This is a genomic window from Sphingobacterium sp. DR205 (assembly GCF_011064245.1).
GTDB lineage: Bacteria > Bacteroidota > Bacteroidia > Sphingobacteriales > Sphingobacteriaceae > Sphingobacterium > Sphingobacterium athyrii.
Genome location: NZ_CP049333.1, coordinates 3,343,133 through 3,367,585, shown reverse-complemented (window position 1 = coordinate 3,367,585; position 24,453 = coordinate 3,343,133). Strand labels below are relative to the sequence as shown.

22 protein-coding genes and 1 tRNA gene are annotated in these 24,453 nt (G+C 41.5%); 9 read left to right on the top strand and 14 right to left on the bottom strand.

Annotation, left to right across the window (positions count from 1 at the left end):
* Positions 1–138: 138 nt before the first annotated feature.
* The 3 genes from G6053_RS14420 to G6053_RS14410 are packed head-to-tail and all read right to left on the bottom strand — an operon-like array spanning position 139 to position 1,571.
* Positions 139–528: a hypothetical protein gene (locus G6053_RS14420; RefSeq protein WP_108634186.1), complete on the bottom strand. Its 390-nt coding sequence runs from the start codon at positions 526–528 to the stop codon at positions 139–141.
* Positions 529–587: 59 nt separating this feature from the next.
* Positions 588–1,073 carry an adenylyltransferase/cytidyltransferase family protein gene (locus G6053_RS14415; RefSeq protein WP_108634187.1) on the bottom strand — a complete coding sequence of 162 codons (486 nt, stop codon included), beginning with the start codon at positions 1,071–1,073 and terminating at the stop codon, positions 588–590.
* A gap of 12 nt (positions 1,074–1,085) precedes the next feature.
* Entirely contained in the window at positions 1,086–1,571 is a 486-nt protein-coding gene (locus G6053_RS14410; protein WP_206531947.1) for an adenylyltransferase/cytidyltransferase family protein, read from the bottom strand.
* 171 nt (positions 1,572–1,742) lie between these two features.
* Between G6053_RS14410 and treY the strand changes: the two genes are divergently transcribed.
* From treY to G6053_RS14385, 5 genes are all read left to right on the top strand, one after another.
* Entirely contained in the window at positions 1,743–5,972 is a 4,230-nt protein-coding gene (gene treY, locus G6053_RS30600; protein WP_206531946.1) for a malto-oligosyltrehalose synthase, read from the top strand.
* 6 nt (positions 5,973–5,978) lie between these two features.
* Positions 5,979–8,096: a glycogen debranching protein GlgX gene (glgX, locus tag G6053_RS30595; RefSeq protein WP_206531945.1), complete on the top strand. Its 2,118-nt coding sequence runs from the start codon at positions 5,979–5,981 to the stop codon at positions 8,094–8,096.
* A gap of 25 nt (positions 8,097–8,121) precedes the next feature.
* On the top strand, positions 8,122–9,939 hold the full coding sequence (gene treZ / locus G6053_RS14395) for a malto-oligosyltrehalose trehalohydrolase (protein WP_165306872.1): 1,818 nt from the start codon (positions 8,122–8,124) through the stop codon (positions 9,937–9,939).
* Positions 9,940–10,236: 297 nt separating this feature from the next.
* Positions 10,237–10,785 (top strand): DUF892 family protein, encoded by a 549-nt coding sequence (locus G6053_RS14390; RefSeq protein WP_165306871.1) that lies wholly within the window; start codon positions 10,237–10,239, stop codon positions 10,783–10,785.
* 44 nt (positions 10,786–10,829) lie between these two features.
* Positions 10,830–12,992 carry a catalase gene (locus G6053_RS14385; RefSeq protein WP_241255015.1) on the top strand — a complete coding sequence of 721 codons (2,163 nt, stop codon included), beginning with the start codon at positions 10,830–10,832 and terminating at the stop codon, positions 12,990–12,992.
* A gap of 55 nt (positions 12,993–13,047) precedes the next feature.
* Here G6053_RS14385 and G6053_RS14380 read toward each other — a convergent pair whose 3' ends face one another.
* The 4 genes from G6053_RS14380 to G6053_RS14365 form a co-directional block, all read right to left on the bottom strand.
* The gene (locus G6053_RS14380) at positions 13,048–13,536 is read right to left on the bottom strand and encodes an ankyrin repeat domain-containing protein (protein WP_165306869.1); all 489 of its coding nucleotides are present in this window, start codon (positions 13,534–13,536) and stop codon (positions 13,048–13,050) included.
* A gap of 142 nt (positions 13,537–13,678) precedes the next feature.
* The gene (locus tag G6053_RS14375; protein WP_108634195.1) at positions 13,679–14,197 is read right to left on the bottom strand and encodes a ferritin-like domain-containing protein; all 519 of its coding nucleotides are present in this window, start codon (positions 14,195–14,197) and stop codon (positions 13,679–13,681) included.
* A 72-nt stretch (positions 14,198–14,269) separates the two neighbouring features.
* Positions 14,270–14,998, bottom strand: coding sequence for a DUF72 domain-containing protein (locus G6053_RS14370; RefSeq protein WP_165306868.1), 729 nt, complete (start codon positions 14,996–14,998; stop codon positions 14,270–14,272).
* 146 nt (positions 14,999–15,144) lie between these two features.
* A tRNA-His gene (locus G6053_RS14365) sits at positions 15,145–15,218 on the bottom strand.
* A gap of 201 nt (positions 15,219–15,419) precedes the next feature.
* Here G6053_RS14365 and G6053_RS14360 point away from each other — a divergent pair.
* Positions 15,420–15,980 carry a DUF4230 domain-containing protein gene (locus G6053_RS14360; protein ID WP_165306867.1) on the top strand — a complete coding sequence of 187 codons (561 nt, stop codon included), beginning with the start codon at positions 15,420–15,422 and terminating at the stop codon, positions 15,978–15,980.
* Between the two features lie 146 nt (positions 15,981–16,126).
* Here G6053_RS14360 and G6053_RS14355 read toward each other — a convergent pair whose 3' ends face one another.
* Positions 16,127–16,342, bottom strand: a complete 216-nt coding sequence (locus G6053_RS14355) for a hypothetical protein (RefSeq protein WP_165306866.1) — start codon at positions 16,340–16,342, stop codon at positions 16,127–16,129.
* 231 nt (positions 16,343–16,573) lie between these two features.
* Here G6053_RS14355 and G6053_RS14350 point away from each other — a divergent pair, with 231 nt between their 5' ends.
* Both G6053_RS14350 and G6053_RS14345 read left to right on the top strand, forming a co-directional pair.
* The gene (locus G6053_RS14350; RefSeq protein ID WP_165306865.1) at positions 16,574–17,230 is read left to right on the top strand and encodes a response regulator transcription factor; all 657 of its coding nucleotides are present in this window, start codon (positions 16,574–16,576) and stop codon (positions 17,228–17,230) included.
* 14 nt (positions 17,231–17,244) lie between these two features.
* Positions 17,245–17,448, top strand: coding sequence for a hypothetical protein (locus G6053_RS14345; protein ID WP_108634200.1), 204 nt, complete (start codon positions 17,245–17,247; stop codon positions 17,446–17,448).
* 40 nt (positions 17,449–17,488) lie between these two features.
* On the opposite strand, the gene G6053_RS14340 is transcribed toward G6053_RS14345, so the two are convergent.
* Both G6053_RS14340 and G6053_RS14335 read right to left on the bottom strand, forming a co-directional pair.
* Positions 17,489–17,737, bottom strand: coding sequence for a Rho termination factor N-terminal domain-containing protein (locus G6053_RS14340; protein ID WP_108634201.1), 249 nt, complete (start codon positions 17,735–17,737; stop codon positions 17,489–17,491).
* 107 nt (positions 17,738–17,844) lie between these two features.
* Entirely contained in the window at positions 17,845–18,384 is a 540-nt protein-coding gene (locus tag G6053_RS14335; RefSeq protein WP_108634202.1) for a type 1 glutamine amidotransferase domain-containing protein, read from the bottom strand.
* A gap of 128 nt (positions 18,385–18,512) precedes the next feature.
* Between G6053_RS14335 and G6053_RS14330 the strand changes: the two genes are divergently transcribed.
* Positions 18,513–19,517, top strand: a complete 1,005-nt coding sequence (locus tag G6053_RS14330) for a glycosyltransferase family 9 protein (protein WP_165306864.1) — start codon at positions 18,513–18,515, stop codon at positions 19,515–19,517.
* On the opposite strand, the gene G6053_RS14325 is transcribed toward G6053_RS14330, so the two are convergent.
* Genes G6053_RS14325 through G6053_RS14310 form a run of 4 tightly spaced genes read right to left on the bottom strand, consistent with a single transcriptional unit; the run spans position 19,435 to position 24,446 of the window.
* Entirely contained in the window at positions 19,435–20,535 is a 1,101-nt protein-coding gene (locus tag G6053_RS14325) for a glycosyltransferase family 9 protein (protein WP_165306863.1), read from the bottom strand. The genes G6053_RS14330 and G6053_RS14325 overlap by 83 nt on opposite strands.
* 1 nt (position 20,536) lies before the next feature.
* Positions 20,537–22,027 carry a PfkB family carbohydrate kinase gene (locus G6053_RS14320; protein ID WP_108634205.1) on the bottom strand — a complete coding sequence of 497 codons (1,491 nt, stop codon included), beginning with the start codon at positions 22,025–22,027 and terminating at the stop codon, positions 20,537–20,539.
* Positions 22,005–22,586 carry an HAD family hydrolase gene (locus tag G6053_RS14315; RefSeq protein ID WP_108634206.1) on the bottom strand — a complete coding sequence of 194 codons (582 nt, stop codon included), beginning with the start codon at positions 22,584–22,586 and terminating at the stop codon, positions 22,005–22,007. The genes G6053_RS14320 and G6053_RS14315 overlap by 23 nt, the downstream gene beginning before the upstream one ends.
* Before the next feature lie 3 nt (positions 22,587–22,589).
* On the bottom strand, positions 22,590–24,446 hold the full coding sequence (locus G6053_RS14310) for a glycosyltransferase (protein WP_165306862.1): 1,857 nt from the start codon (positions 24,444–24,446) through the stop codon (positions 22,590–22,592).
* Between the last annotated feature and the right edge of the window lie 7 nt (positions 24,447–24,453).

Below are 24,453 nucleotides of genomic sequence, written 5' to 3'. Positions count from 1 at the left end.
GTGTGACTGACCAATAGTTTTACAAATGTGTGAATTTGCTATACTTCGATAGAAAAGTATTTAAAAAGCCTGTCCGTGACGATGGCACATGCACGCTAAATAGGAGCGCGAATGGACTTTTGAGATTGGCTCGACAAGCTAAAAATAACTGTGGCATTTTGCTGTTTCTCTTATCGATGAAAACAGTTGGGCTGGATGAAGATCTGTCGATAAAAAAGCTTTAATATAGTTTGTGCATCGCTGGGCCTCTTTGAAGTGTTGCTTGTCAACTATAAGAAAAATGGGTGTTCGAGGAAAATAGTCGTTAAGTAGAGAAAAAAAAAGCGCAGTATTATTCAGCACGAGGCGATAATCTAAAAATAGGAAGTCAATTTTCCCCAAGCTGTCAATCTTGCCCCCAAAGGTTTCAATTGAAGGCCCTTCAAGAACTATCCTTGCAGGGCTTTGAGCATCTTGATCAAAAAGTATCCGGTAGGCACATCTTAGCTTACGAACGTTGGAAATTATAGCGATATTAACCTTTTCCATAGGAAAGCAATTGATTCATTTCTGATTTAGCAGACCACAAAAAGATTGAAACTATAAGATCATTGACGAATTTTGTGTAATGCCTGTGCGTTTGATTGTATCTTTTCGACAGCAAAAATATTTTGCTTCTTTTGGAGTTCTTTTTCACTTACCATTTCACGTAATGACTGGCTCGAAAAGCGATTTTTGCGCTTAGTATATACAATTTCAATACCTTCAGCGATACAAAAGTCTCTTCCAGCAAAATCCAAGGTCTTATATTCCTCGCTGACGAATAGTTTGTGAATTGGTAAGGACTGCAACATATCTGAGAGATCATCTTCAGACTCATACGGAATAATTTCGTCTACAAATTTACACCCTTCCAATTTGATAAATCGCTCGACCATCGTTTGCGCAGCAACGTATTCCTCTGTTAATTGGGTATTTGAATCCGTCTTAAGCCCTACAATTAAATAATCACATTGTTGTTTTGCTTCCTGCAATGCCACGATATGCCCAACATGCAACATATCAAAAATCCCAAATATTATTCCTATAACCATATCCTGTCTGTTTTAAGCATTAATCCTTTTTAACTTATAATTTGTTTCATCATTCAATTTAACAATGGCACCTTGTGGATTTTCCTGTTTTTTTGCAATGATCTTGCGCAGTGAAGAACTTGAAAATCTATTTTCGCGTCTATTAAAATAGAGCTCGATACCTTTCTCCTCACAATATTTACGTCCAGTGAACGCCTTATCAATATATTCATCACCCAGAATGCGAACATGTATTTTATAAGACCGAAGCACGTCTTCCAAATCCTGCTCAGTGGCATAAGGTATGATCATATCCACATGTTTGCAGGCCTTTAATTGCATATAACGTTCGAAAACACTCTGCGTTGGTTTATTTTTCTCTGGCCTGTCTAAAGTGGGGTCTGTCTGAAGCCCGCAGATCAAAAAGTCACATTGCTCTTTAGCATCCTCCAACATTTTGACGTGACCAGCATGTAAAAGGTCAAACGCGGAAAATGTAATTCCTATTTTTCTCATCATATTACGAATAAACTGTTTTTAAAATTTCCATTGTTATAAGCAGAACGTCCCTTAAAATGGAATGGTTTTAATTTTAAATTATTTTTTTACCAAATTGTGATTTCATATTTTGTGTATTAAATTTTTTGAAGACAGACAGAACTAATTTTATCGAGCAGCGTTCTGATGTAAATGAAATCAATCAACACCATGCACACAAAAGGACTTAGAACGATATGCCCGCATACTTTACCACATACAACCTATAGAATCCAATTTCATAAAGATTTTAATTTTAATGCCTTAGAATCTATCCTACCATATTTGCATGAATTGGGCGTGGATACGATTTATGCATCTCCGATCCTACGCTCAACACTGGGAAGTATGCATGGTTACGATGGTACAGATATGCAACAGATTGATCCTGAACTCGGGACTGTCGCTGATCTAAGACGGATTCGAAAGCAGCTCAATCTGTACGGTATAAAATGGTTGCAGGACATTGTGCCTAATCACATGGCCTTTCACCCAGACAACGCTTGGTTAATGGATCTACTCGAGTTTGGTCCCTCCTCGACTCATGCTAGTTTTTTTGACACCTGCTTTGTCGGAAATATGTTTGAACCTGGGAAATTAATCGTCCCTATACTGGCAAAGGAAGTACATGAGGCTATCGATGACGGCGAAATAACGATAGCATTGGTAGAAAGAAGATTATATTTAAAGTATTTTGACAATTGCTATCCATTAAGCCCAGAGTCATATTGTACCGTCCTAGAAGACCAACTCAGAAAAGTAAAAAATGATTTTAGCGGATTTTTGGTTCGAGTAAATACCGCACAAGCGAACGGAAATCAGCAAGAGTGGCAAACAATTCGTGACGAAATACTTGCTGATATTTCTGATATTGACCTCCAAAATTATTTAAACAATGTAAATAATATAAAATATAAACTCAAAGAACTTATTGAAACACAGTTTTATGAACTTTGTCCCTGGTGGACTACTAATCGTCGTATAAATTACCGCCGTTTTTTTACAGTTAACGGATTAATCTGCATTAATGTCCAACATCCGGAGGTGTTCCGGGAGACACATCGGTTTATCAAAGAACTTATTGAAGAAAAGCTAATTGATGGGTTGCGAATTGACCATATAGATGGGTTATACAGCCCCAATCAGTACTTGAAGGATCTGCGTGACTATATTGGACCTGATATTTATATCGTGGTGGAGAAAATATTGGAAAGGAATGAAGATCTACCTCAAATATGGCCAATACAGGGCACCACAGGATACGAATTCCTGTCGGCCTGCAACAATCTAATAACCTGCGCGAAAGAAAAGAAACAATTTAATTTTTATTATAATCAGCTAACAGGAAATAAGCGTCCCCTTAAAAAGCAACAATTAAATAAAAAAATGCAGATCCTTACCAAGTATATGCAAGGTGATGTTGATAACCTCGTCAATTTGCTTGTTCGATTAATGGACGATAGTATCGGCGTGGATCGCCAACATTTAACGGCTGTGCTGCAAACTTTCTTGGCAAACTTTCCAGTATACAGAATTTACGATGAAAACTTTCCTTTATCAGCAGCAAGTTATCGAATGATTGTAAATCTCTTTGAACTATTAAAAAAAGACCAGAGCTTAAATAAGCAGGCTATAGAACAGTTTTTCTGTCTTTTCAGCGACGCGCAAGAAGGAAGGAATCCAACTAGAATCCCAGAAACAATTCGGTTATTAAAACGTTGTATGCAATTTGCCGGGCCGGCCATGGCCAAAGGGGTAGAGGACACGTTGATGTATACCTACAACCGGTTTATAGGCCATAATGAGGTGGGAGATCACCCGGGTAATTTTGGTATTAGCATTAAAAACTTTCATAGGCTGATGCAAAAAAGGCAAACGCAATGGCCACTCTCACTCAATACGACGGCGACACATGATACAAAGCGCGGAGACGACACACGCAGTCGTTTAGCTGTGCTCACAGCAATGCCCAATAAATGGGTTAAGCAGGTACAAATATGGCAGGATATCGTCTGGAATGAATATCGAGGTGATCTCCCACATCCCAATGACGAATATTTTATTTATCAGGCGTTATTAGGATCTTATCCACTTGGCTCTCAAGAGAACGCCCAGGACAGTGAATTTGAAACGCGTTTTTTGGATTACCTGATCAAATATCTCCGTGAAGGAAAAGAACGTTCTAGTTGGGAAGAACCGAATGAATCTTATGAATCTGCGGTGCGCAATTTCGCAGGTTTTCTCCTTAATAAAGAACGCCCTTTTTTCACGAGCTTCTACCAATTTTTGCAGCGTATTTCTGATTTTGGAATAATCAACTCTTTAGCTCAGCAGTTACTTAAATTTACTTGTCCTGGAGTGCCTGATATCTATCAGGGGACTGAACTATGGAACCATAGCTTTGTGGATCCAGATAACCGCCGCGCAGTAGATTATCGACGTTGTAAAGAACTCCTGGCCCAAATAGCAAAAATTCCCGAGAACGTGATAATTAAAACATTGTGGCGCGAAAGGTACGATGGAAAAATCAAACTTTGGATGGTCAACAAGCTAGTGAAGCTGCGCAAAACTCATCCTGCGTTATCGTTTAGTAGCAGCTATATAAAGCTTAAAGTAAAAGGTGCTTATAAAAAAAACATCTTGTCTTTTGCACGTAAATATGGGGATGATTGGCTCGTGATCGTCATTCCGCTGCACCTTGCCGAACTCGGAAAATTTTCACAATTTATTCCGGGCAGCTTTGCATGGGAGGATACGCGTATATTATTGCCGACCAACCGTCCTTTAAAATGGGAGCATTTACTTTCTAATGCTGAAGGCGAAGAAATTGAAATCGGCATTGACAAGTTATTCAGCGATTTGCCCTTGGCAATTATACAATATAAAAACGAGCCTAAAAAAAGGAGCGCAGGCATATTAATGCACATTAGTTCATTGCCCTCTCCATATGGCATCGGTGACCTGGGCAAGGAGGCCCGACGCTTTGTCCGCCGACTGCAGGCAAGTGGACAGTCCTGGTGGCAAATGCTTCCGCTGGGTCCAACCGCAGAGACCCAATGTCACTCTCCTTATAGTACACTGAGTGCATGGGCTGGAAATCCTCTATTTATTGACCTAGAAGGGCTTGCCAAAGTAGACTTATTAACGGAAGAGGAATTGCAAGCCGTAAAAAGGCCCTATTCCACCGAAATTAATTTTCAGGAGGTAAGCTCGATTAAATATAGACTGTTGAAAATGGCGTATAGTCGATCCTCGGTTGAGGAAGAAACGGCTTTTGTAACGTTTTGCAACGATGAATCCAACTGGTTGGAGGATTTTGCTTGCTTCATGTTATTAAAGGAAAAACATGATAATCTTCCGTGGTATAAATGGCCCGAGAAATATAAATTGAGAGATAAAGATGCACTCAATATGCTTAAGAGCGAACATAACGCTGATATCCAAATGATAAAATGGTGGCAGTATGTATTCTATCATCAGTGGCAAGAGTTGCATCATTATTGTGGGGATCATGGTATTAGACTATTGGGCGATATTCCTTTTTACGTGAGCTATGATTCAGCAGATGTGTGGGCGAATCCACAATTTTTCACACTTGATCAAGCTGGCAACATGACCAAAACCGCCGGCGTACCCCCGGACTATTTCAATGATCAGGGGCAGCTTTGGCGTATGCCTATATATCAATGGGAAGTACTCAAAAGAGATGACTACAGGTGGTGGGTAGCCCGTCTGCGACATAATTGTAAATTATTCGATCAGTCTCGATTAGATCATTTCCGCGCCTTTTCTAGCTTCTGGCAGGTGCCTGCAGAGGAGCAGAGCGCAAAACATGGTGCATGGTCACCTGGGCCTGGGGCAGATTTTTTTGAGCATGTAAAGAATGAACTAGGACATATGCCATTTGTCGCTGAAGATCTCGGGGATGTGGATGCGGCGGTTTATGCTTTGAGGGATCAATTTGGGATACCAGGAATGAAAGTACTACAATTTGCTTTTGGGGAAGACATGCCCCGCTCGCCACATATTCCGCATCAATACGGTCAGAACTTTGTCGCTTATACAGGCACACATGACAACAACACGTTGCTCTCCTGGTATAACCAAGATGTCGATCAGACTACAAGAAATAGAATAGATCACTTTTTAGGTATGTCTATTGATCCTTCAAACATCAATAAGTCATTTATGCGTCTCTTGTATGCTTCTATCGCCGATACAGTCATCATTCCGATGCAGGATATTTTGGAACTAGATGGTTCATGCCGGATGAATAAACCCGCAAGTACCGCAGGAAATTGGCTGTGGCGTATGAAAAAGCAAGCATTTCAAAAAAACGTTCAAAAACAATTATGGCAATACACGCAATTATATAATAGATAATACACAATGGAACCAAAAATTTATACTGGAACACCTTACCCGCTCGGCGCTACATTTGATGGACAAGGGGTTAATTTCGCCTTGTTTTCTGAACATGCTGAAAGTGTAGAACTCTGTTTATACAACGATACCGACGAGGAAGTTGAAGTCCTAAAAATCAAAATAAAAGAAAAAACACATCAGGTATGGCATATCTATCTAAATGGAATAAAACCCGGACAACGTTATGGCTATCGTGTACATGGACCTTACCGTCCTCAAGAGGGGCATCGGTTCAATGCGAATAAATTACTGATTGATCCATATGCTAAGGCAATTTCTGGTACAGTGCAATGGAATGACGCGCTCTTCGGCTATCGTATTGGAGCGCCAGAAGCGGATCTTAGTTTTGATGACGCAAACAGCGCTGCATATGTACCCAAGTCAGTTGTGGTCGATAATCGATTCGATTGGGGAGAAGACCAACCGATGCGCATACCTATGCATCGCAGTGTTATCTATGAAGTCCATGTGAAAGGCTTTACTGCCTTGCACCCCGATATCCCGGAAAACATCCGAGGAACTTATGCTGCTATGGGTCATCCAGTTACTATTGCTTACCTCAAAGAATTAGGAGTCACTGCTGTTGAATTATTGCCCGTTCACCATTTTTTAAGCGATCGCCACCTCATCGATAAGGGGCTTACTAATTATTGGGGATATAACTCAATTGGCTTCTTTGCACCTGATATACGCTATGCTTCAGGTGGGACTCAGGGTGATCAAGTGACCGAATTCAAAACGATGGTCAAATCTCTGCATGCAGCAGGAATCGAAGTGATCCTGGATGTAGTATATAATCATACTGGCGAAGGAAATGAAATGGGGCCAACACTCTCATTTCGGGGTATTGATAACGCATCCTATTATCGCTTGACAGAAGATGGCCGTTATTATATGGATTTTACGGGAACGGGAAATACGTTGAATGCACGTCAACCAAATGTATTGCGAATGATCATGGATAGCTTGCGTTATTGGATCCAGGAAATGCATGTGGATGGATTTCGTTTTGACCTAGCATCGGCGTTAGCGCGGGAACTCCATGATGTCGACAAATTAAGTTCCTTTTTTGATGTAATTCATCAAGATCCAATAATTTCGCAGGTAAAATTGATCGCTGAGCCTTGGGATATTGGCGAAGGAGGTTATCAAGTGGGGGAATTCCCTCCGGGATGGGCGGAATGGAACGGAAAATATCGTGACTGTATGCGTGATTTTTGGATTGGTGCTGACAGCATGATTGGAGAATTTGCCAACCGACTGACCGGATCGTCCGATCTTTATCAGGGCGACAACCGGAGACCATCGGCTAGTGTTAACTTTATCACAGCCCATGATGGTTTTACCCTTCAGGATCTTGTCTCTTACAACGACAAACATAACGAAGCTAATGGTGAAGATAACAATGATGGGGAAAGCCACAACCGTTCATGGAACTGTGGTGCAGAAGGTCCGACCGACAACATTGAGATCAGCCACTTGAGAGCAAAACAAAAACGGAACTTGCTCACCACATTATTCTTATCTCAAGGTGTGCCTATGCTGCTTGCAGGCGATGAATTTGGGCGAACACAACAGGGAAACAATAATGCCTACTGTCAAGATAATTCGATTTCTTGGCTTGACTGGAAAAACATGGATAGTTCATTGCTGACTTTTACCAAAAGCCTTATCGCATTTCGAAGAGAGCATCCCAGTTTGTGCCGGCGGAAATGGTTTCAAGGATTACCCATAAGGGGTACTGGTGTTGAAGATATCGTATGGTTTCTTCCTGATGCTACTGAAATGGATGATTTCCATTGGGAAGATGATTTTGCACGTTCCTTAGCTGTTTTTTTAAACGGCGAAGGGATAAGATCAGTAAGTCAAGATGGAACAAAAATAACAGACCATCATTTTTATCTGCTTTTCAATGCCTATTGGGAAGACGTCGAATATCAGCTCCCTGATCAACGCTATGGTACGAGCTGGATTAAAGTTATCGATACAAACTTGGATACAATATCCGAGCATGCTATCTTCGAGGCAAACAGTAGAGTTAGTGTTCCCTCGCGTTCAATTTTGGTACTCATGTCAAGTTAGGAAACAGCAGATTTAGTTCAACATTATGCAGAAAACTGGAGTTACACAGCTCGGGGTACGCTGGGAGGGGGACTTGGCGCAGATACGAGTATGGGCGCCAAACGCAAAGACAGTAAATTGCGAGTTAAGCAAAACGTACCATTCATTGCCGCTCGAAAAACAAGAATATGGTTATTGGTATACCGAAAGTCGGTTGCCACAACGGAGAGATTACTATAAAATCATCATAGATGGGGTCCCATATCCCGATCCAACATCGCGATCCCAGCCAGAGGGCGTGCATGGGCCATCTGCTATGGTCGATCTCGCTTATCCCTGGACCGATCAAAGATATGTGCCGCCATTGCAACGTGATTTAATCATTTATGAATTACACGTAGGGACATTTAGCACAAATCACAATTTCGCAGGTATAATTGAAAAAATACCCTATTTAAAAGATCTGGGGGTAAATGCGATCGAAATTATGCCTATAGGGCAATTTCCAGGTGAAAGAAATTGGGGTTACGATGGTGTTTTCCCTTTTGCGGTGCAGCATTCTTATGGAGGAGCCCATGAATTGCAGCGACTGGTGGATGCATGTCACCACGCAGATATTGCGGTCATTTTGGATGTTGTGTATAATCATTTTGGACCTGAAGGAAACTATCTCTCTTATTTCGGACCGTATTTGACAGATAAGTATCATACTCCATGGGGCCAAGCTATTAATTATGACGATCAATTCAATCATGGGATTCGTGATTTTGTAATGTCAAATGTACGGATGTGGTTTGAAGATTTTCATATCGATGGCCTACGCATGGATGCGGTACATGCAATAAGAGACTTTGGTCCTATACACATTCTTCAAGATATACGCAAGGAAGTGAATGCAATTATCAATAGCACTAGAAAACAAAGATACTTATTTGTTGAATGCGATCTTAATGACCGTAGATTTCTAGATCCTCTAGAAAAGAATGGATTTGCAATGGATGCACAATGGCTAGACGAGTTTCATCATGCTTTGCGGGTAACAGTAGGTGAAGAAAGAAAAGGCTATTATAAAGAATTCGAAGGGATAACTCATCTTGCCAAAGCCTACGAGCAGGCTTACGTATTTGACGGTTGCTACTCTAGTCATCGTCAAAAGTTCTTTGGTACTGATGCCAAAGGCATCTCGGGAAATAAATTTATTGTATTTAGTCAGAATCACGATCAGGTAGGTAACCGCATGCTAGGTGAGCGAAGCGCCTCGCTCTATAGCGATGAAAAAATAAGATTAATGGCTTTGGCAGTGTTCCTATCGCCGTATATTCCCTTGTTGTTTATGGGAGAGGAATGGGGAACTAAAAAGCCCTTTCAGTATTTCGTCAGCCATAGTGAGCCTGAATTGGTGGAAATGGTGAGAGCGGGAAGGAAAAGTGAATTTGCTGATTTCCAAGGAGAAGGACAGTTTCCAGATCCACAGGATCTAGCTACATTCGAACGTTCAATATTGGACTGGAGCGAACAGCATCATATTTCCAACCAACAGCATTTGGCTTACTACAGGGATTTAATCGCACTTCGTAAAACCCATCCCGCCTGGAGTAACATCCAGCGCGAAGACTTAACAGTTGACTGCTTGCCAACACAGAATACCTTGATTTTACGTGCCGGAAATAGTGCGGCCAGGCTCCTGGCAATTATGAATTTCTCGAATGAAATACAGCATATTTCTATCAATGAACACCAAAAATGGCAGTTAGTGTGGGACACGGGAGATGCGAATAACCATAAGTATGAGCTGGGATCTGGTCTGTTGACCAAAACGTGCTCAATACCCGCCCTGAGTGGACTCGTTTTTTCGACAATATGATCCTATTAAATGTAGTTCAAATGAATGGAAACTCAAAAAGGTTAAAAAGTGAAATGATACAAACTAAGTCCTTTCATAGATTGTACTTAACCAAAGACTGCTTGTCCCAGTCGTGAAGAAAGTTTTTTAAAAGCTAGGTTCCTTTCCAACCTAGCTTTTTATTTTATACATTAAGTGTATTAGCCTACAAATTTATTTTACGAATATTCTGCTTATTTATATAAAAAACAAACGATTTGTACTATGGACTAGTTCATAAAATAAACTTAAGTTATTTACATTTCTAAACATTGAATTATGAAACATGAAAGCGGAACTACCGCTAAGTTCAAAACTAAGACACTTTTAAATGGAGAATCGTCATTGCAAGAGCTGTTTTTGGATGGGATTATGGATTTGTATTGGGCAGAAAACCATTTGGTCAAATCTCTTCCAAAAACGATAAAAGCTGCAAATTCGTCAGCTTTGATAACTGCTATCGAAAATCATCTCAAGGAAACCGAGCAGCATTTTGTGCGATTGGAGCAGATCTTCAAGCTAATGGGTAAGGAAGCCTTGGAAAAGAAATGCGATGCGATGGAAGGATTGACCAAAGAAGCAGAGGAGATAATAGGAGGTACCGAGGCCGGCACTGTGGCCCGCGATGTGGGCATAATCTTAGCTTCGCAAAAAGTAGAGCATTACGAAATTGCAAGCTATAGTGGATTACTTCAGCTCGCCTTTACACTAGGTTTGCAAGAAGTCGCCTCGCTATTGGAACGGACCCTGGAAGAAGAAGAAGCCGCTGATGCATTGCTGTATGAGGTCGCAGAAAACCAAATCGAATACACTGCTCCAGAACAATAAATTTTAATCTTATTACAATGAAAAAGAGAGACACACAAGTTAAAATGGTTAAACAGCCAGAAAATGAGAAAATGAGAAAATTAAATCAACATATATCCGATGCTAGTGGTGAACTAATGACAACAGATCAGGGAGTTAAAATCAATGATGATCAGAACTCACTACGTGGCGGTGACCGGGGCGCTACATTATTAGAGGATTTTATTCTGCGTGAAAAGATTACTCACTTCGACCACGAACGTATCCCCGAACGTGTAGTACATGCAAGGGGATCTGGCGCACATGGTGTATTTAAATTGTACAAACCATTAGGTGAGCTTACAAAAGCGGCCTTCCTGAATGATACAGAAACGGAAACGCCGGTGTTCGTACGCTTTTCAACTGTCGCTGGATCTAGAGGGTCTACGGATCTAGCGCGTGACGTACGTGGATTTGCTGTAAAGTTCTATACACAGGAAGGTAATTTCGATCTGGTCGGGAATAATATGCCCGTTTTTTTTATACAGGATGCAATGAAATTTCCAGATTTGGTACACGCAGTAAAACCTGAGCCTGATAATGAAATTCCGCAGGCGGCATCCGCACACGACACTTTTTGGGACTTTATTTCACTAATGCCTGAATCTACCCACATGATAATGTGGCTCATGAGTGACCGCGCTATTCCGCGCAGTTACCGTATGATGGAAGGATTTGGAGTCCATACTTTCCGATTTATCAATAAAAAGGGGGAAGCACATTTTGTGAAGTTTCATTGGAAACCACTATTGGGCGTGCATTCCGTCGCATGGGATGAAGCGCAAAACATTTCTGGAAAAGATCCCGATTTTCATCGACGCGATCTTTGGGATGCCATTGAATGTGGTGCATTTCCGGAATATGAATTGGGTGTGCAGATTATCCCTGAAGCTGACGAATTTAAGTTTGATTTTGATTTATTGGACTCAACTAAAATTATTCCAGAGGAACTAGTTCCCGTTCAAAGAATCGGTAAAATGACGCTTAACCGAAATCCAGATAATTTTTTTGCTGAGACTGAACAAGCTGCTTTCCATATTGGGAATGTTGTTCCTGGTATTGACTTCACAAATGACCCCTTACTGCAAGGTCGTTTGTTTTCCTACACAGATACTCAATTGATTCGATTGGGTGGTCCTAATTTCCATGAGATTCCAATTAATCGTCCGATCAATTCTTCCTATAATAACCAACGTGATGGATTTATGCGACAACGAATCGATCGCGGTAAAACGAGCTACGGTCCGAATTCACTTGGAAACAATGATCCAGCACAGGTGAAAGAAGCTGAAGGCGGATTCACCAGCTACCAAGAACGCATTGATGCACGAAAAGTCCGCGCTAGAAGTGATAGCTTCCGCGATCACTTTAGCCAGGCTAGATTATTTTTTCACAGCCAGTCGGAACCCGAAAAAAACCATATTATCGATGCTTTTAGCTTTGAACTTGGTAAGGTTAAGGCGGTAGCAATAAGACAACGGATGGTCGGCATCTTATCCTTAGTGGATAAAGGGCTCGCGGCTGAAGTTGCTTTTGCTTTGGGGATTGAAGTACCACAACAGCTCGAAAAGCCGATTAACCGCAGCATCCCTGCTGACGGTGATCCTTCAGATTATGAACCCATCCAAGTTGAAGGAAAGTTAAAAAAATCAGATGCGCTGAGTATGATGAATACGACTAAAGAGAGTATTTTAAGTCGAAAAGTAGCTGTGCTCGCTGCCGACGGTGTGAATGCGGCCACCCTACAGGTAGTCCGTGATGCCATACTGGCTGCTGGCGGAATAGTCCATGTAATTGCGCCAAAACTGGGCGAAATAATTGCATCGGACAATACCGCTATTCCTGTGGAAGAGAGTTTTTTGACAGGGGCCTCTGTACTTTATGATGCTGTGTATGTACCAGGTGGTAAAAATAGTGTGGCCACTCTGGAAGCGGAAGCAAATGCTGTTCATTTTTTGAATGAAGCTTTTAAGCACTGTAAAGCTATCGGAGCTGATACTGAGGCGAGTCAAGTGTTGAAAGCCACCTATTTCTTTGATAAATTACCTGAAGAGTTTTCAGAAGAAACTGTACTATCTGAAGGAGTTGTCATCGCGGAGAAACCGTCCGAACTAGCAGACAAATTTATCAAAGCGATTGCACAGCATAGATTCTGGGAACGCGAAAAACCTAGACAGGTGCCCGCTTAGAATTACTGAAATCTCAAAAAATTAAAGGAAAGCCTGGCAATAGCCGGGCTTTCCTTTAGTTCATATATTGTTCGCTTTGAAGCAGTGATATTGCTGCTTCGTTGCCCTGTTGTGCTGCTAAGTCCACAACGGAGAGTCCACGACTATCGACCAATGTTCTATTTGCACCGCTTTCGAGTAAAAGTTTTAAAACGTCATTTCTACCAAACATCGCTGCAAACATTAGGGCGGTACCACCATTTCCATGTTGCAGATTCAAGTCAGCACCATGGAGAATTAATAATTCGGCAATATCCTTGTACCCTTTGAAGGCGACACCCATTAATGCCGTATTACCGCCGCTGTCCTGTGCATTAACATCAGCGCCAGCTTGAAGCAAAAGCTTTGCTGCTGCAAGCTGATTGTTGTAACAGGCAATAATCAAAGGTGTATACCCCTTCACGTCACGTGAATTCAAATCTACGTTTTGTCGGATGAGCTCCTGTAACACTTCAAGGTTGCCCAACCGGGCAGCGTGAATCATGACTTCTGTCGTTTGTATCATAAATAATTTTTTTAAGAGATTAGGTTACAAAGTCTTACTCGTGGATCATCTAAATATGGTCGATTACTCCAGACCGATGGCATTAGGTGGCAGGGTTTGCAATTTTAAAATAGAATGCCCGAGGATTCGGGCATTTCTAATACTATGATGCAGATTCATTTACACCTGACATCGCAATTTCTGTCAGAAGACTATCAGTCTGTTTTTCCTCGTCTAAAGTTTGCTGAAGTAATTGCTCGGCCTCACTATGTTCCATAAGTTTTGCATAGGTCACCAAACAACCATAACTGGCAATTTCATAATGCTCTACCTTTTGTGCGGCCGAAATAAGTGCAGCATCCAACGCTGGGTCACCTTCAAAGCTCTCAACGATTTCGTCAGCTTCTTCAAGAAGACCTTCCATAGCTTTGCATTTTTTACCACGTGCGCTCATTTCCATCGATGTAAATACTCCTTTCAGGCGCTCAATGTGACCTTCAGTTTGGCTATAATGTTGCTCAAATGCTTGTTTTAACTCGTAGCTTTCAGCTGCCTTACTCAGCTTTTTCAAGCCTTTCAAAAGTTGTTTCTCTGCCCCGAGCATATCCTTTAACTCGTCTATAAATAATTCATGTAAATGCGCATTTGGCATCTGTTGATTGTTTTGCTTTGATGTTGCCATAATTTTGATTTTTTTATAAGAAGAACAGCAGTGGAAATGTGATGGTTTGAATGTTTTTTAAAAGTTTTGCGATTATTTCAATATCTTCATTAATGTCTGCCCATTATGCGGCGCGTAGCCGTTTTGATCATTATCAAAATAGAAATAAATATCCTTTCCTTCGTCTTGCCAATAAGTACATTTTTCTACCCAACTGATCAAATTATTTTTTGTATAGCTGCCTTGATATTTATTTCCTAGACCATGCAAACGTATGTAAACAAAGTCTGCCGTGGTAATAACTGGATTCTGGTACCCGGCGAGATCATAAATGCAATAAGCACAATTATAATGTTCAAGTAGCTTATAAACTTCCGGAATGTTCCAACTAGAATCGCGAAACTCAAACACAAATCTATGGTCGGTAGGTAACATCTCAAGAAAGTTATAAAGCCTTTCGGTATTAACATGCCATCTTGGCGGCAATTGAAATAGGATAGGACCCAGCTTTTCTTTCAAATGGGCTGCCCGTTGCATAAATTGATCAATCGTATCGTGATCAACATGCAATTTCTTTACATGTGTGATGAAACGGCTGGCTTTTACAGCAAATATAAAATCCTCTGGCACTTGTTGATACCAATTGATAAACATATCGTCAGTGGGGAGCCTGTAAAAGGAATTATTGATTTCAACCGTCGGAAAAATGTCGGAAAAATACCTCAATTGATTATCATTTTTCAACTTTGCTGGATAGAAGGTTTGTTTCCAATGCTTATAATGCCAACCAGATGTCCCTATATATATCTTTGCATTCTTCATATTATTTTGGATAAAACCTACACCAAAAAGAACAGCGACATGGAGCGAATGGTTGACAAAATTCAGGGGATGCCACAGGCGGTTATAAAAACAGCGAATGGCCTGAAACGCAAAAAAGGCAAACCATTTTACTGATCTGCCTTTTGGGTAAGTAATCGGGCTCGAACCGACGACCCCTAGAACCACAATCTAGTGCTCTAACCAACTGAGCTATACCTACCGTGATTTTGATGTCACAAAAGTAGTACTATAGGCCATATCTTCCAAATGTTTTTTAAACTTTTTGATTAACCGATTGTCTATCAAATGGTATATTTTTGCCGAGCGATATTAGAAAGTAGTATAAGACAGTGTTCGTACAACATTTTCGGTCCAAATATCTATAATTGCAGCTTGGTCTATTATTTGTATTATAATATTTATGGGAAAATTTTTAAAATTTTTATTGATCGTGGCCATTTTGGCAGTAGGGGCTTGGTTTGTCTATCAAAAATACAACAGCGGGCCTAAAGTAGAAAGCAAGCACCAGCTGCTGGTCGATCGCATTGAAGCGATGGGTAAATTGGAGCTTGTTAAATATCGTTATAGTGATGTTGTTGAACATAAAAACATCAATACTTTTTTGCCTACAGCAAGCGTATTACTCATTGTCAAGGCAGATGCTGTAGGTTGCGTGAACTTGACTAAACTGACGCCTGAGGATATCAAGGTAATAGGAGATTCTGTTTCCATCAAATTACCGGCGCCAGAAATATGTTATATTAAGATCGACCATGAGGCATCAAAGGTTTATGATACCAAAATGGCATTTCTTAGAGAGGCTGAACTGGTTGATGAAGCCTATAAAACTGCTGAAAAAGCGGTAGCAGATGATGTGAAAAAATCGGATATTCTGCAACAGACCAAAGCAAATGCGACCACGGTCTTTAAACCTTTATTACAAGGATTGGGATTTTCAAAAATCAACCTGACATTTGAATAAATTCATTGGTAGGTGGGCACAATAAAAAAGCTAGACACTCAGGTGTCTAGCTTCCTACAATAAATCTATCTCCGGCCGTCTCCCGACGGGAGAGCACATAATTATGCTATTATCACAGGATGAACAACAATCAACACCATATCGTTTTATTTTTTTGAAGATGTGTCTGGTTGAGGTGTAGGAGGAATATCACCTCGCGATTCACTTGAATTTGTATCTCTATATTGGATTGTTGTCGTGTCATTTGGTACCGAATCCCGCATTAATTCATTTGATTTTTGTTCATTGGTTTTACCATTACATCCATACATTGCCAATAAAATGGATGTTATCGCCATAAGGGTTTTCACTGTCTTCTTCATAAGCTAATCTTTATTTAAATTTTCTAACAGGGTTTAAATCCTGTCATTGTCTTTAATAGAACAGTTTCGACTTAAGAGTCGTTTAACTTTTTAAATTTAGTTTTTTTAGTTACCTATTTGACAATGTCCATCCTGACGCCCACTGTTAACGATATTGTTTTGTAAAAAACTTTTTACAGTTTACTTATGTTCCTATTAGTATAGACAATAAGTTCATGTAAATTAGAAATTATGATACAGTTAATGCTTGTGGACGACCATCATTTAGTGAGAAATGGTTTTCGATTAATTTTGGAATCTCAAAAAGATATGGCTGTATTGGCTGATGTCGAGAGTGCAGAGGGGGCTTTGGATATGTTGGCACAAAATAATCTACCGGATATCATTTTAACGGACGTTAAAATGGAAGAAATGAATGGCATTACATTCATAGGACGTCTCAAGGAAAAATATTCGCAAATCAAAGTGCTTGCCCTTTCGATGATGAATGATATACAGACTGTTTTTGAAGTGTTACGTGCTGGTGGAGACGGTTATCTCGTCAAAGACAGTTCCGCTGATGAGGTAGTCTTTGGAATCCGCCAGATTGCGAACGGAGAAAAATATCTCAGTGTTTCATTAGGTCTTTCCTGTATAGAGAATTACAGACTATACATAGAAAATAATCCGGATAAACGTATTATAATGACTAAATATGATATCTCAGAACGGGAATTGGCCGTACTTGAATTGATTTCAGAAGGTTATACCAATGCCGAGATCGCTGATCGTATATTTTTAAGTAAACGTACAGTGGAAGGGCATCGGCAGCGCTTGATCGAAAAAACGAGAACAAGAAATACAGCTGAATTGGTTAGATTCGGTTTTCATAATATGCTTTTACATTAATAAATTAAATAATTATGGCGACAAAAAATGAAAATAGATTGGTAGGAAAAGAAATGGAGAAAAAGAAAAAAGTTAAACTTGGCACTGATGGTGAAGTGCTAAAAGATGTAGGTCATAAGGATAGGGGTGATGCTGAAGCGGGTGTGGATCCACAGGTTGACCAACTCAATGATATGCCAAATGATCCCACAGACCGGCCCAAAGAGAAAAGGAAATAAAGAAAGTCGCTTTTAGTAGGCGACTTTCTTTATTTCCGTTCTAGTTTTTCCCTTGCTTTTCAATAGCCTTGATCAGCTCATCCTTGGTCATATCATGTCGGCCAGTGATTTCGAGTTTTTTGGCCATTTGCAAGAGTTCATCTTTTGTTTTACTGGCGTTGCCATTTTCGGTGCTTCGTTGAGTCGATGAACCCTTTGTGTTACTTTTATTCATACTTTTTGCTTTGTCGGTGTTACCATGTGACTGTCCTTTGGATGTGTTACTGGCAGTACGTTTTGCTGTGTTCATAATATTTTGATTTATGTGTTACTTATTAGCTGAACAGCTTCGTGAGTCTAAACGTTGACCGATTTACTACGTGAAGATCGTGTACTTCTACGTCTTTTATAGGAGATCTATGTCCTTGCAAATACATTAATAATTGCTTTATTGAATGCAGGTAAATCTTCAGGTGTGCGACTACTTATCAGTCCCTCGTCAATAACAACCGCGGCATCTTCCCAAATGGCGCCTGCGTTGATTAAATCTATTTTTATCGCTTCTACCGAAGTCATTTTCTTACCTCTGACAAGATCTGCGTTGATTAGAAGCTGAGGACCATGACAGATGGCGGCAATTGGCTTATTACGCTCCCAAAAAGCGTTAATCAATGCTATGGCGGTTTTGTTGGTGCGAAGTTTATCGGGATTGATGACGCCACCAGGTAACAGAAGGGCGTCGTATTTATTTTCCTCGGCCTCCTGAAGCGTGACATCGACAACATATTCTTTAGACCATTCATCACCTTTTTTTGAGCGAACCTTAGTTTTCGAAGGTGATATAATATGCGTTTTGGCACCTGCATTTTCCAATGCTTCTTTCGGACTGCTCAATTCGATTTCTTCAAAACCATCGGCAACCAAGATGGCGATCTTTTTGTCTTTTAATTTTTCCATGTAAAGAAATGTTTTGTTCTTATATTGAACGGTTGTCCATTATGGAAAGTTTGTATTAATCTCAAATTAAGCTGTAATTCCGCAAACTCTTTCTCCATTAACATTGTCCATTTATAAACCATAATATAATGCATAAAATCGCTGTTTTCCGCGCGCTTCAATTGGGTGACCTGCTTTGTGCAATGCCGGCAATCACCGCATTAAAGTATAATTATCCTGAATCTACGCTATATTTTATTGGCCTTCCGCATATGGAGGCGCTGCTGGAGCGCTTCGATTGCGTGGATGAATTTATACCCTTTCCCGGACATCCAGAGCTGCCGGAAATACCCTGTAATCCATTGGCTTTGGCGGATTTTATGAAACGAATGCAAGCCGAAAAGTTTGATCTCCTCCTGCAGTTGCAAGGAAATGGTACAATCGTAAATGATTTCTTAAAGAATTTTGGAGCCAAACGGTTGGTTGGCTTTCGGCCGAGTGGATCACCGGGTGACAGCGACTGGCTAGAATATCCCGATAAGCTGCATGAAGTAGATAGGCATCTGGCACTTATTGATTTCTTGGGGCTCCGGATAACAAATAGGGCCATGGAATATCCTTTATTTAGCTCGGATTGGGCTGACTTCGAAGTAATAAAAAATAGTCTTACTTATCCTTTTGTTATTGTCCATGTTGGAAGTCGGGATACAAAGAGGCAGTGGCCGCTTGAAAAGTTTGTATGCTTAGCCGAGTATCTTCATGACCGGGGGTATCAAATTGTGCTTACAGGTGTCTTGGGAGAGAAGCTACGGATTGCCGAGTTTGAAAACCTGCTGCCCTTCGGTGCGCTCAATCTATGTGCTCAGCTAGATTTGGGCGTCCTGGGCTGTCTTGTCCGGCAAGCTTCCTTGGTCATCTGTAATTGCACGGGAATCTCCCATATCGCGGCTGCCTTAGAAACCAGAAGTATTGTGATTAGTATGGATGGCGAACCCGAAAGATGGGGACCCCAGAACAAGCGCCTACATAGAATCTTTGACGCAAAAAAATCCATTCAAATAACCGATATTTTTAGTGCAATTGATTCCCTTCTTGAATTTCAGTTTCCCGTCGGCCGAAACGCAGCAGCAAATCCGAAAATTTCTGAAGAATAGCATCCACTGTAAACGGAGCATGCTCAGCCTGACTATATTGCTGATCGACAAAAATATTGATCGAATTTTTTGACTGTTTGCCAGCACTAACTGGGTATAGAATAAAGGCAGATTCCTGCGACCAAGGGATATGTTGAGGATTTGTTTGCGCATAAAGTACAAGGGTGGGCGTCTTTAAGGCACACGCCATATGAACCAGCCCGGTATTGACTGTGATCACGGCTCTGGCACGCTGGACAAGTGATAGTAGATCTGAGATAGATGTTTTACCGATCAGGTTGATCAATTGCCGTGATTCGATATTTTTTTGGCACGCAGCTAAGTAGTCGTTATCATTCTTACCCACCAGTAGCACCGGATAATCAAGGCCGAGTAACTTTTGTATAAGTTCCTGCGCGATTTCCACTGGGACTCGCCGCTTTTCTTCCGAAACATCATAATTAAGGACGATACAATGGCTTAGTGGGGCTGATAATTCCAAATTCCAGGGGTGATCCGGTAGTTTTAAATCAGGCAATCGATTGGTATGCGATGAGATCCCTAAATGGGTTAAAAGCCCCAGATCTCGTATAATTTGATGCTGCACCTGAAATAGTGGTTCCTGGTCTGGCACCCAATCAGTGAGTAGGGAATAGGGGTTCTCCCGCATATAAGCTGCCCGTTTGGGAATGCCCGCCATATATGCAAGAAAGATAGCTGCCATGGGGTTTTGACTATAAACATTAAAAATCAGGCAGCCGTCAAAATGCAGGGCTTTGATGACGTGAATAAGGGCTTCGGTACTTGCTGCTGAATCTTGATCCGCCAGTTTCATCCAAGGGGCATCGTATTGGATATAGTCATCTATAGTCCCCAGATAGGGTATAATCGGAATGGCCATTTTTGAGGCAAGCAACGTAATTTTGCAGGATGGCATTTGATGTTTTATTTCCTGCAGCGCTGCATTGTTCATAATAAGATCACCCATATTATCGAGGCGAATGACCAACAGGTTTCTACAATCTTTCCACTGTCCCATATTAACTTATTTTCTTTAATACTTGCTTATTTTCCTGTACGCGCTGGATGATTTTGGTTGTTGACTGTTGGTGAACATGTTCAACATACACCAGCTTGGTACCCAAAGTGTCTAGCAATCCCTTTTCGGGTATGTCTTCATCTCGGTAAGCTTCGCCCTTTACAAACACATGTGGTCTTACTTTTTCTAACAGTGGGATTGGATTATCCGACCCTGCATCCCCAAAAGGGACCACATAATCCACGGCTCCCAGTGCGCAAAGTACCTCAATGCGATCCTCCAGCCTGTTCACCGGGCGCGAAGCTCCTTTCAATCGGCTAATACTATTATCCGTATTGATCCCTACAATAAGAATGTCCCCCATTGTTTTTGCCTTGCCCAAATAATGGGCATGCCCAGCGTGGAAAATATCAAAACAGCCATTCGTAAAAACCAAGCGATGTCCTTTCCGAAGCCTATCGCATAGTGCTTCTAATTCGTTCAAATCAGCAACAACTTTATTGTCTGATTCGCTGATCTTATGAGCCAGCTCCTGGCAGCTACAAGATGCAGTTCCACTTTTCGCTATTCCAATATGTGCTGCTTTGATACTCAGGTCAATAGCGCTGTCCTGATCAAGCCCATTAAAATAGGCGAGACAGAGCGCAGTCAGAAATGTATCGCCCGCACCCGAAAAATTACCTTCTTTTAACTCAGGCACAGTATAGTGGATAGGGGGATCGTTCCTTTTAAAGAGCACAACACCATCTTTGTCTAACGTAAGGGCTACCCAATGTGCATTAGCGAGTTCAGCTAACTGCTGCGACCATTGCATCCCCTGATGTACGCGATCTTCATCCTCGTGCTGGCCTAATATCTGGCGTGCCTCTTCATAGTTAGGTTTGATCAGATCCGGACGAAGGCAACTGTATTTTCGGTAATCTTTGCTATCCACCACAATTATTTTAGGATGCAGTTGTTGCTCCTGATAAAGCATCTGAATTAATTTGTCAGGAATGCTCCCCTTATCATAATCTGCAACGAAAATAATATCAACTGACTGAAGGGCATCTTTAATCGCCAGAAGGTAAAGTTGCAGCATATCATCGTCAAAACTGTATTTTTGACCGATATCATAACGTAGCAAACATTGCTGCTCCCTGCGCAGTCTTGTCTTGGTAAGTGTCTGGCAATTTTTACTATACAAAATTCCAGTGGTTTCTATTCCTTTTTGCTGCAACTCATCGGCAATAAGCACTGCATTAGCATCGTCTCCAAGTACGGTAACGACAGATACCATCGCCCCCATGTTGTGCAGATTAACAATGACATTTCCGGCTCCACCTAGGCAATGCACTGCGGTCTTTACATCAAGTACCGGAACGCCTACGTCTGGTGCAAGCCTTTTGCATTCACCGTCCAGATAGATATCCAGCATACAATCCCCAAGAACCAAAACCTTTGGTTTGTTAAATCCATTTTTTATCAATTCATTTAATCTCGTATCCTTCATAATGTCTGTTTTTTAATGCGATAAGCTGATTGAGCTCAAGGAAATCGTCAAGAACAAAATCGGGTGTAAATTTGGGATTGCTAATCTGGTCGTCTAAACGTTCTCTTTTGCTTCTATCCACCAGAATGGTTTGGCAGCCAGCTGCTCGTCCTGCGGCTACATCATTGAGAATATCACCGATCATCCAGGATTTTTTAAGGTCAATATGGAGTTCGCTCGCTGCTTTATAAAGTAAACCGGGCAGTGGTTTACGGCAGTTGCATTGCGCCTCTGCCGGTATATCCGAATGCGGACAGTAATAAATCCCGTCCAAGATGATATGTTCGGTTTTCAGCTGATCCCGTAGTTCTGAAAACGCGATTTCCAGGTCTGCTGCGGTAAAATACCGTTTGGCAATGCCAGATTGGTTGCTGATGACGACTAATTTATAACCTCTTTTTTGCAGTAGCCGGAGCGCAGGAAAAATATCAGGGTAACATTTGATACGTGCAGGATCAACGTTATAAGGCACATCCTTGATGAGCGTTCCGTCTTTATCCAGAAATATTGCTTTATCCATTGTTTATGCGATCAGTTTTTTGTGAACGATATGATGTTGCTTGGAAATGGAACCCATGTTCATCTGTTGCTCGACAAGGGCACACAGCTGATGGATGATATGGAGCTGTACCTCCTGAATGCGTGCGGTATTCTCGGAGGGGACAATCAGATTGTATTCGCCATAGGCTGTGGCCTGCCCACCATCTTTTCCGAGAAGGTTGACACAGGTAATGTCCATCTTATTGGCCTCTTTAAGCGCATTGATAATATTTGCCGATTTTCCGCTGGTGCTCAGACAGATGAGCATGTCGCCCGACTGTCCCAATGCTTGAACTTGCCGTGAAAAGATACTGTCGTAACCGAAATCATTTGCCCATGCGGTCAGGACCGAAGAGTCCGTATTCAAGGAAATAACCGCATACCCGGGCCGATGGGGAATTTCAAAACGACCGATCAATTCCGCCGCGAAATGTTGGCTTTCAGCGGCGCTTCCGCCGTTACCACAGATCATGATCTTTTTGCCATGACGTAAGACATCCACCATTTTGTAAGCCAGTCTGGCAATCCCTCCAGCCAAAACTTCGGCAGCCAGTTCAAAGGTTCGGGAGGAGCCCATAAAAGTATCCTTAATCTGCTCAATCGCTTCTTTTTCTCGCTGCATGGGTATACATTGCTCATACACTTGGGCAATACTTTCACTGATTTTGTTCCAGGTAAAGCTTCGCACATGTTTCAGTGCATTGACTGCAAATCTGATACGTTTTCGCTCGTCAGTAATTAAATCCACTATCGCAGCGGAAAGCTGTTGCGGTTGCTGGGGCGGTACCAGGATTCCGGTTTCGCCATTGCGTACGGTGAATGAAATGCCCCCGACGTCTGCACCGATCACGGGCGTACCGCAAGCCATGGACTCTAAAGGAGTGATACCAAAAGGTTCGTACCAGGGCGTGGTAATAAACAATTCACTTGCGGCATAATAATATTTGAGCGTATCACGTGTTTTCTGACCAGTGAAAATCACCTTGTCGCTTACATTCAGCGCGTTACAAAGGTGTTCAAGACGCACAAATTCTGCGTGATCATCCTCGGCCTGAAGGTTCCCGCCAACAACCAGCAACCTTAATTCGGGGAGTAAGTGCTGTGCATGGGAAAAGGCTTCTATAACATTGTCGATGCCCTTGCGTTTCACCATACGCCCAAGCTGTAAAATATAGGTAAATGCTGGATCGAGCCCCAACTTTTCTTTTGCTTCTGTTCGGTCTAAGGGGTGGAAGTCCTTGGGGTTATAACCACATGGGATAATTTCTATTTTGTCCTGTGGGGCCTGATAATGTTGAATTAGATCCTTTAGATCATTTGGGCATTCAGCAATAATACGCTCAGCCTGCCAAATGATATCTTTTTCGATTTGTTCCCGTACTTTAGGAAACTTATCTGAACAACCCTGATGTAATCGACGGACAGCACCTAGGGCATGAAAAGTTATAACAAAAGGTATTTTAAGTTGTTTTTTTAACGTCATTGCTACCATCCCCGAAAGCCAAAAATGGGCATGGACCAAGTGATAGCTGAGCTCGTTACATTGGATAAAGTTGACCATTGCAGAACTGAATTCGTCCATGTACCCATAGAGTTCCTCTTTCGGAAGTATACGGACTGGACCAGCTTCCACATGTATCACACGAATTAGCGGTTTCCAATACACAATCTGCTCCTGCTCCTCGCTTTCCTTTCGTGTATAGATATCGACCTGATAGCCCTGCAAAGCAAGTTGAACGGCAACCTCCGCAACATAAACATTTTGCCCACCACTATCTTTACCACCTAAAGTGGCCAGTGGAGAGGCATGATCACTGATAAAAGCTATTTTCTTTTGCATGATATTT

Coding starts and splice junctions, on each gene's coding strand:
- G6053_RS14420 (WP_108634186.1), bottom strand. CDS start 528: ATGGAAAAGGTTAATATCGCTATAATTTCCAACGTTCGTAAGCTAAGA.
- G6053_RS14415 (WP_108634187.1), bottom strand. CDS start 1,073: ATGGTTATAGGAATAATATTTGGGATTTTTGATATGTTGCATGTTGGG.
- G6053_RS14410 (WP_206531947.1), bottom strand. CDS start 1,571: ATGATGAGAAAAATAGGAATTACATTTTCCGCGTTTGACCTTTTACAT.
- treY (WP_206531946.1), top strand. CDS start 1,743: ATGAAATCAATCAACACCATGCACACAAAAGGACTTAGAACGATATGC.
- glgX (WP_206531945.1), top strand. CDS start 5,979: ATGGAACCAAAAATTTATACTGGAACACCTTACCCGCTCGGCGCTACA.
- treZ (WP_165306872.1), top strand. CDS start 8,122: ATGCAGAAAACTGGAGTTACACAGCTCGGGGTACGCTGGGAGGGGGAC.
- G6053_RS14390 (WP_165306871.1), top strand. CDS start 10,237: ATGAAACATGAAAGCGGAACTACCGCTAAGTTCAAAACTAAGACACTT.
- G6053_RS14385 (WP_241255015.1), top strand. CDS start 10,830: ATGGTTAAACAGCCAGAAAATGAGAAAATGAGAAAATTAAATCAACAT.
- G6053_RS14380 (WP_165306869.1), bottom strand. CDS start 13,536: ATGATACAAACGACAGAAGTCATGATTCACGCTGCCCGGTTGGGCAAC.
- G6053_RS14375 (WP_108634195.1), bottom strand. CDS start 14,197: ATGGCAACATCAAAGCAAAACAATCAACAGATGCCAAATGCGCATTTA.
- G6053_RS14370 (WP_165306868.1), bottom strand. CDS start 14,998: ATGAAGAATGCAAAGATATATATAGGGACATCTGGTTGGCATTATAAG.
- G6053_RS14360 (WP_165306867.1), top strand. CDS start 15,420: ATGGGAAAATTTTTAAAATTTTTATTGATCGTGGCCATTTTGGCAGTA.
- G6053_RS14355 (WP_165306866.1), bottom strand. CDS start 16,342: ATGAAGAAGACAGTGAAAACCCTTATGGCGATAACATCCATTTTATTG.
- G6053_RS14350 (WP_165306865.1), top strand. CDS start 16,574: ATGATACAGTTAATGCTTGTGGACGACCATCATTTAGTGAGAAATGGT.
- G6053_RS14345 (WP_108634200.1), top strand. CDS start 17,245: ATGGCGACAAAAAATGAAAATAGATTGGTAGGAAAAGAAATGGAGAAA.
- G6053_RS14340 (WP_108634201.1), bottom strand. CDS start 17,737: ATGAACACAGCAAAACGTACTGCCAGTAACACATCCAAAGGACAGTCA.
- G6053_RS14335 (WP_108634202.1), bottom strand. CDS start 18,384: ATGGAAAAATTAAAAGACAAAAAGATCGCCATCTTGGTTGCCGATGGT.
- G6053_RS14330 (WP_165306864.1), top strand. CDS start 18,513: ATGCATAAAATCGCTGTTTTCCGCGCGCTTCAATTGGGTGACCTGCTT.
- G6053_RS14325 (WP_165306863.1), bottom strand. CDS start 20,535: ATGGGACAGTGGAAAGATTGTAGAAACCTGTTGGTCATTCGCCTCGAT.
- G6053_RS14320 (WP_108634205.1), bottom strand. CDS start 22,027: ATGAAGGATACGAGATTAAATGAATTGATAAAAAATGGATTTAACAAA.
- G6053_RS14315 (WP_108634206.1), bottom strand. CDS start 22,586: ATGGATAAAGCAATATTTCTGGATAAAGACGGAACGCTCATCAAGGAT.
- G6053_RS14310 (WP_165306862.1), bottom strand. CDS start 24,446: ATGCAAAAGAAAATAGCTTTTATCAGTGATCATGCCTCTCCACTGGCC.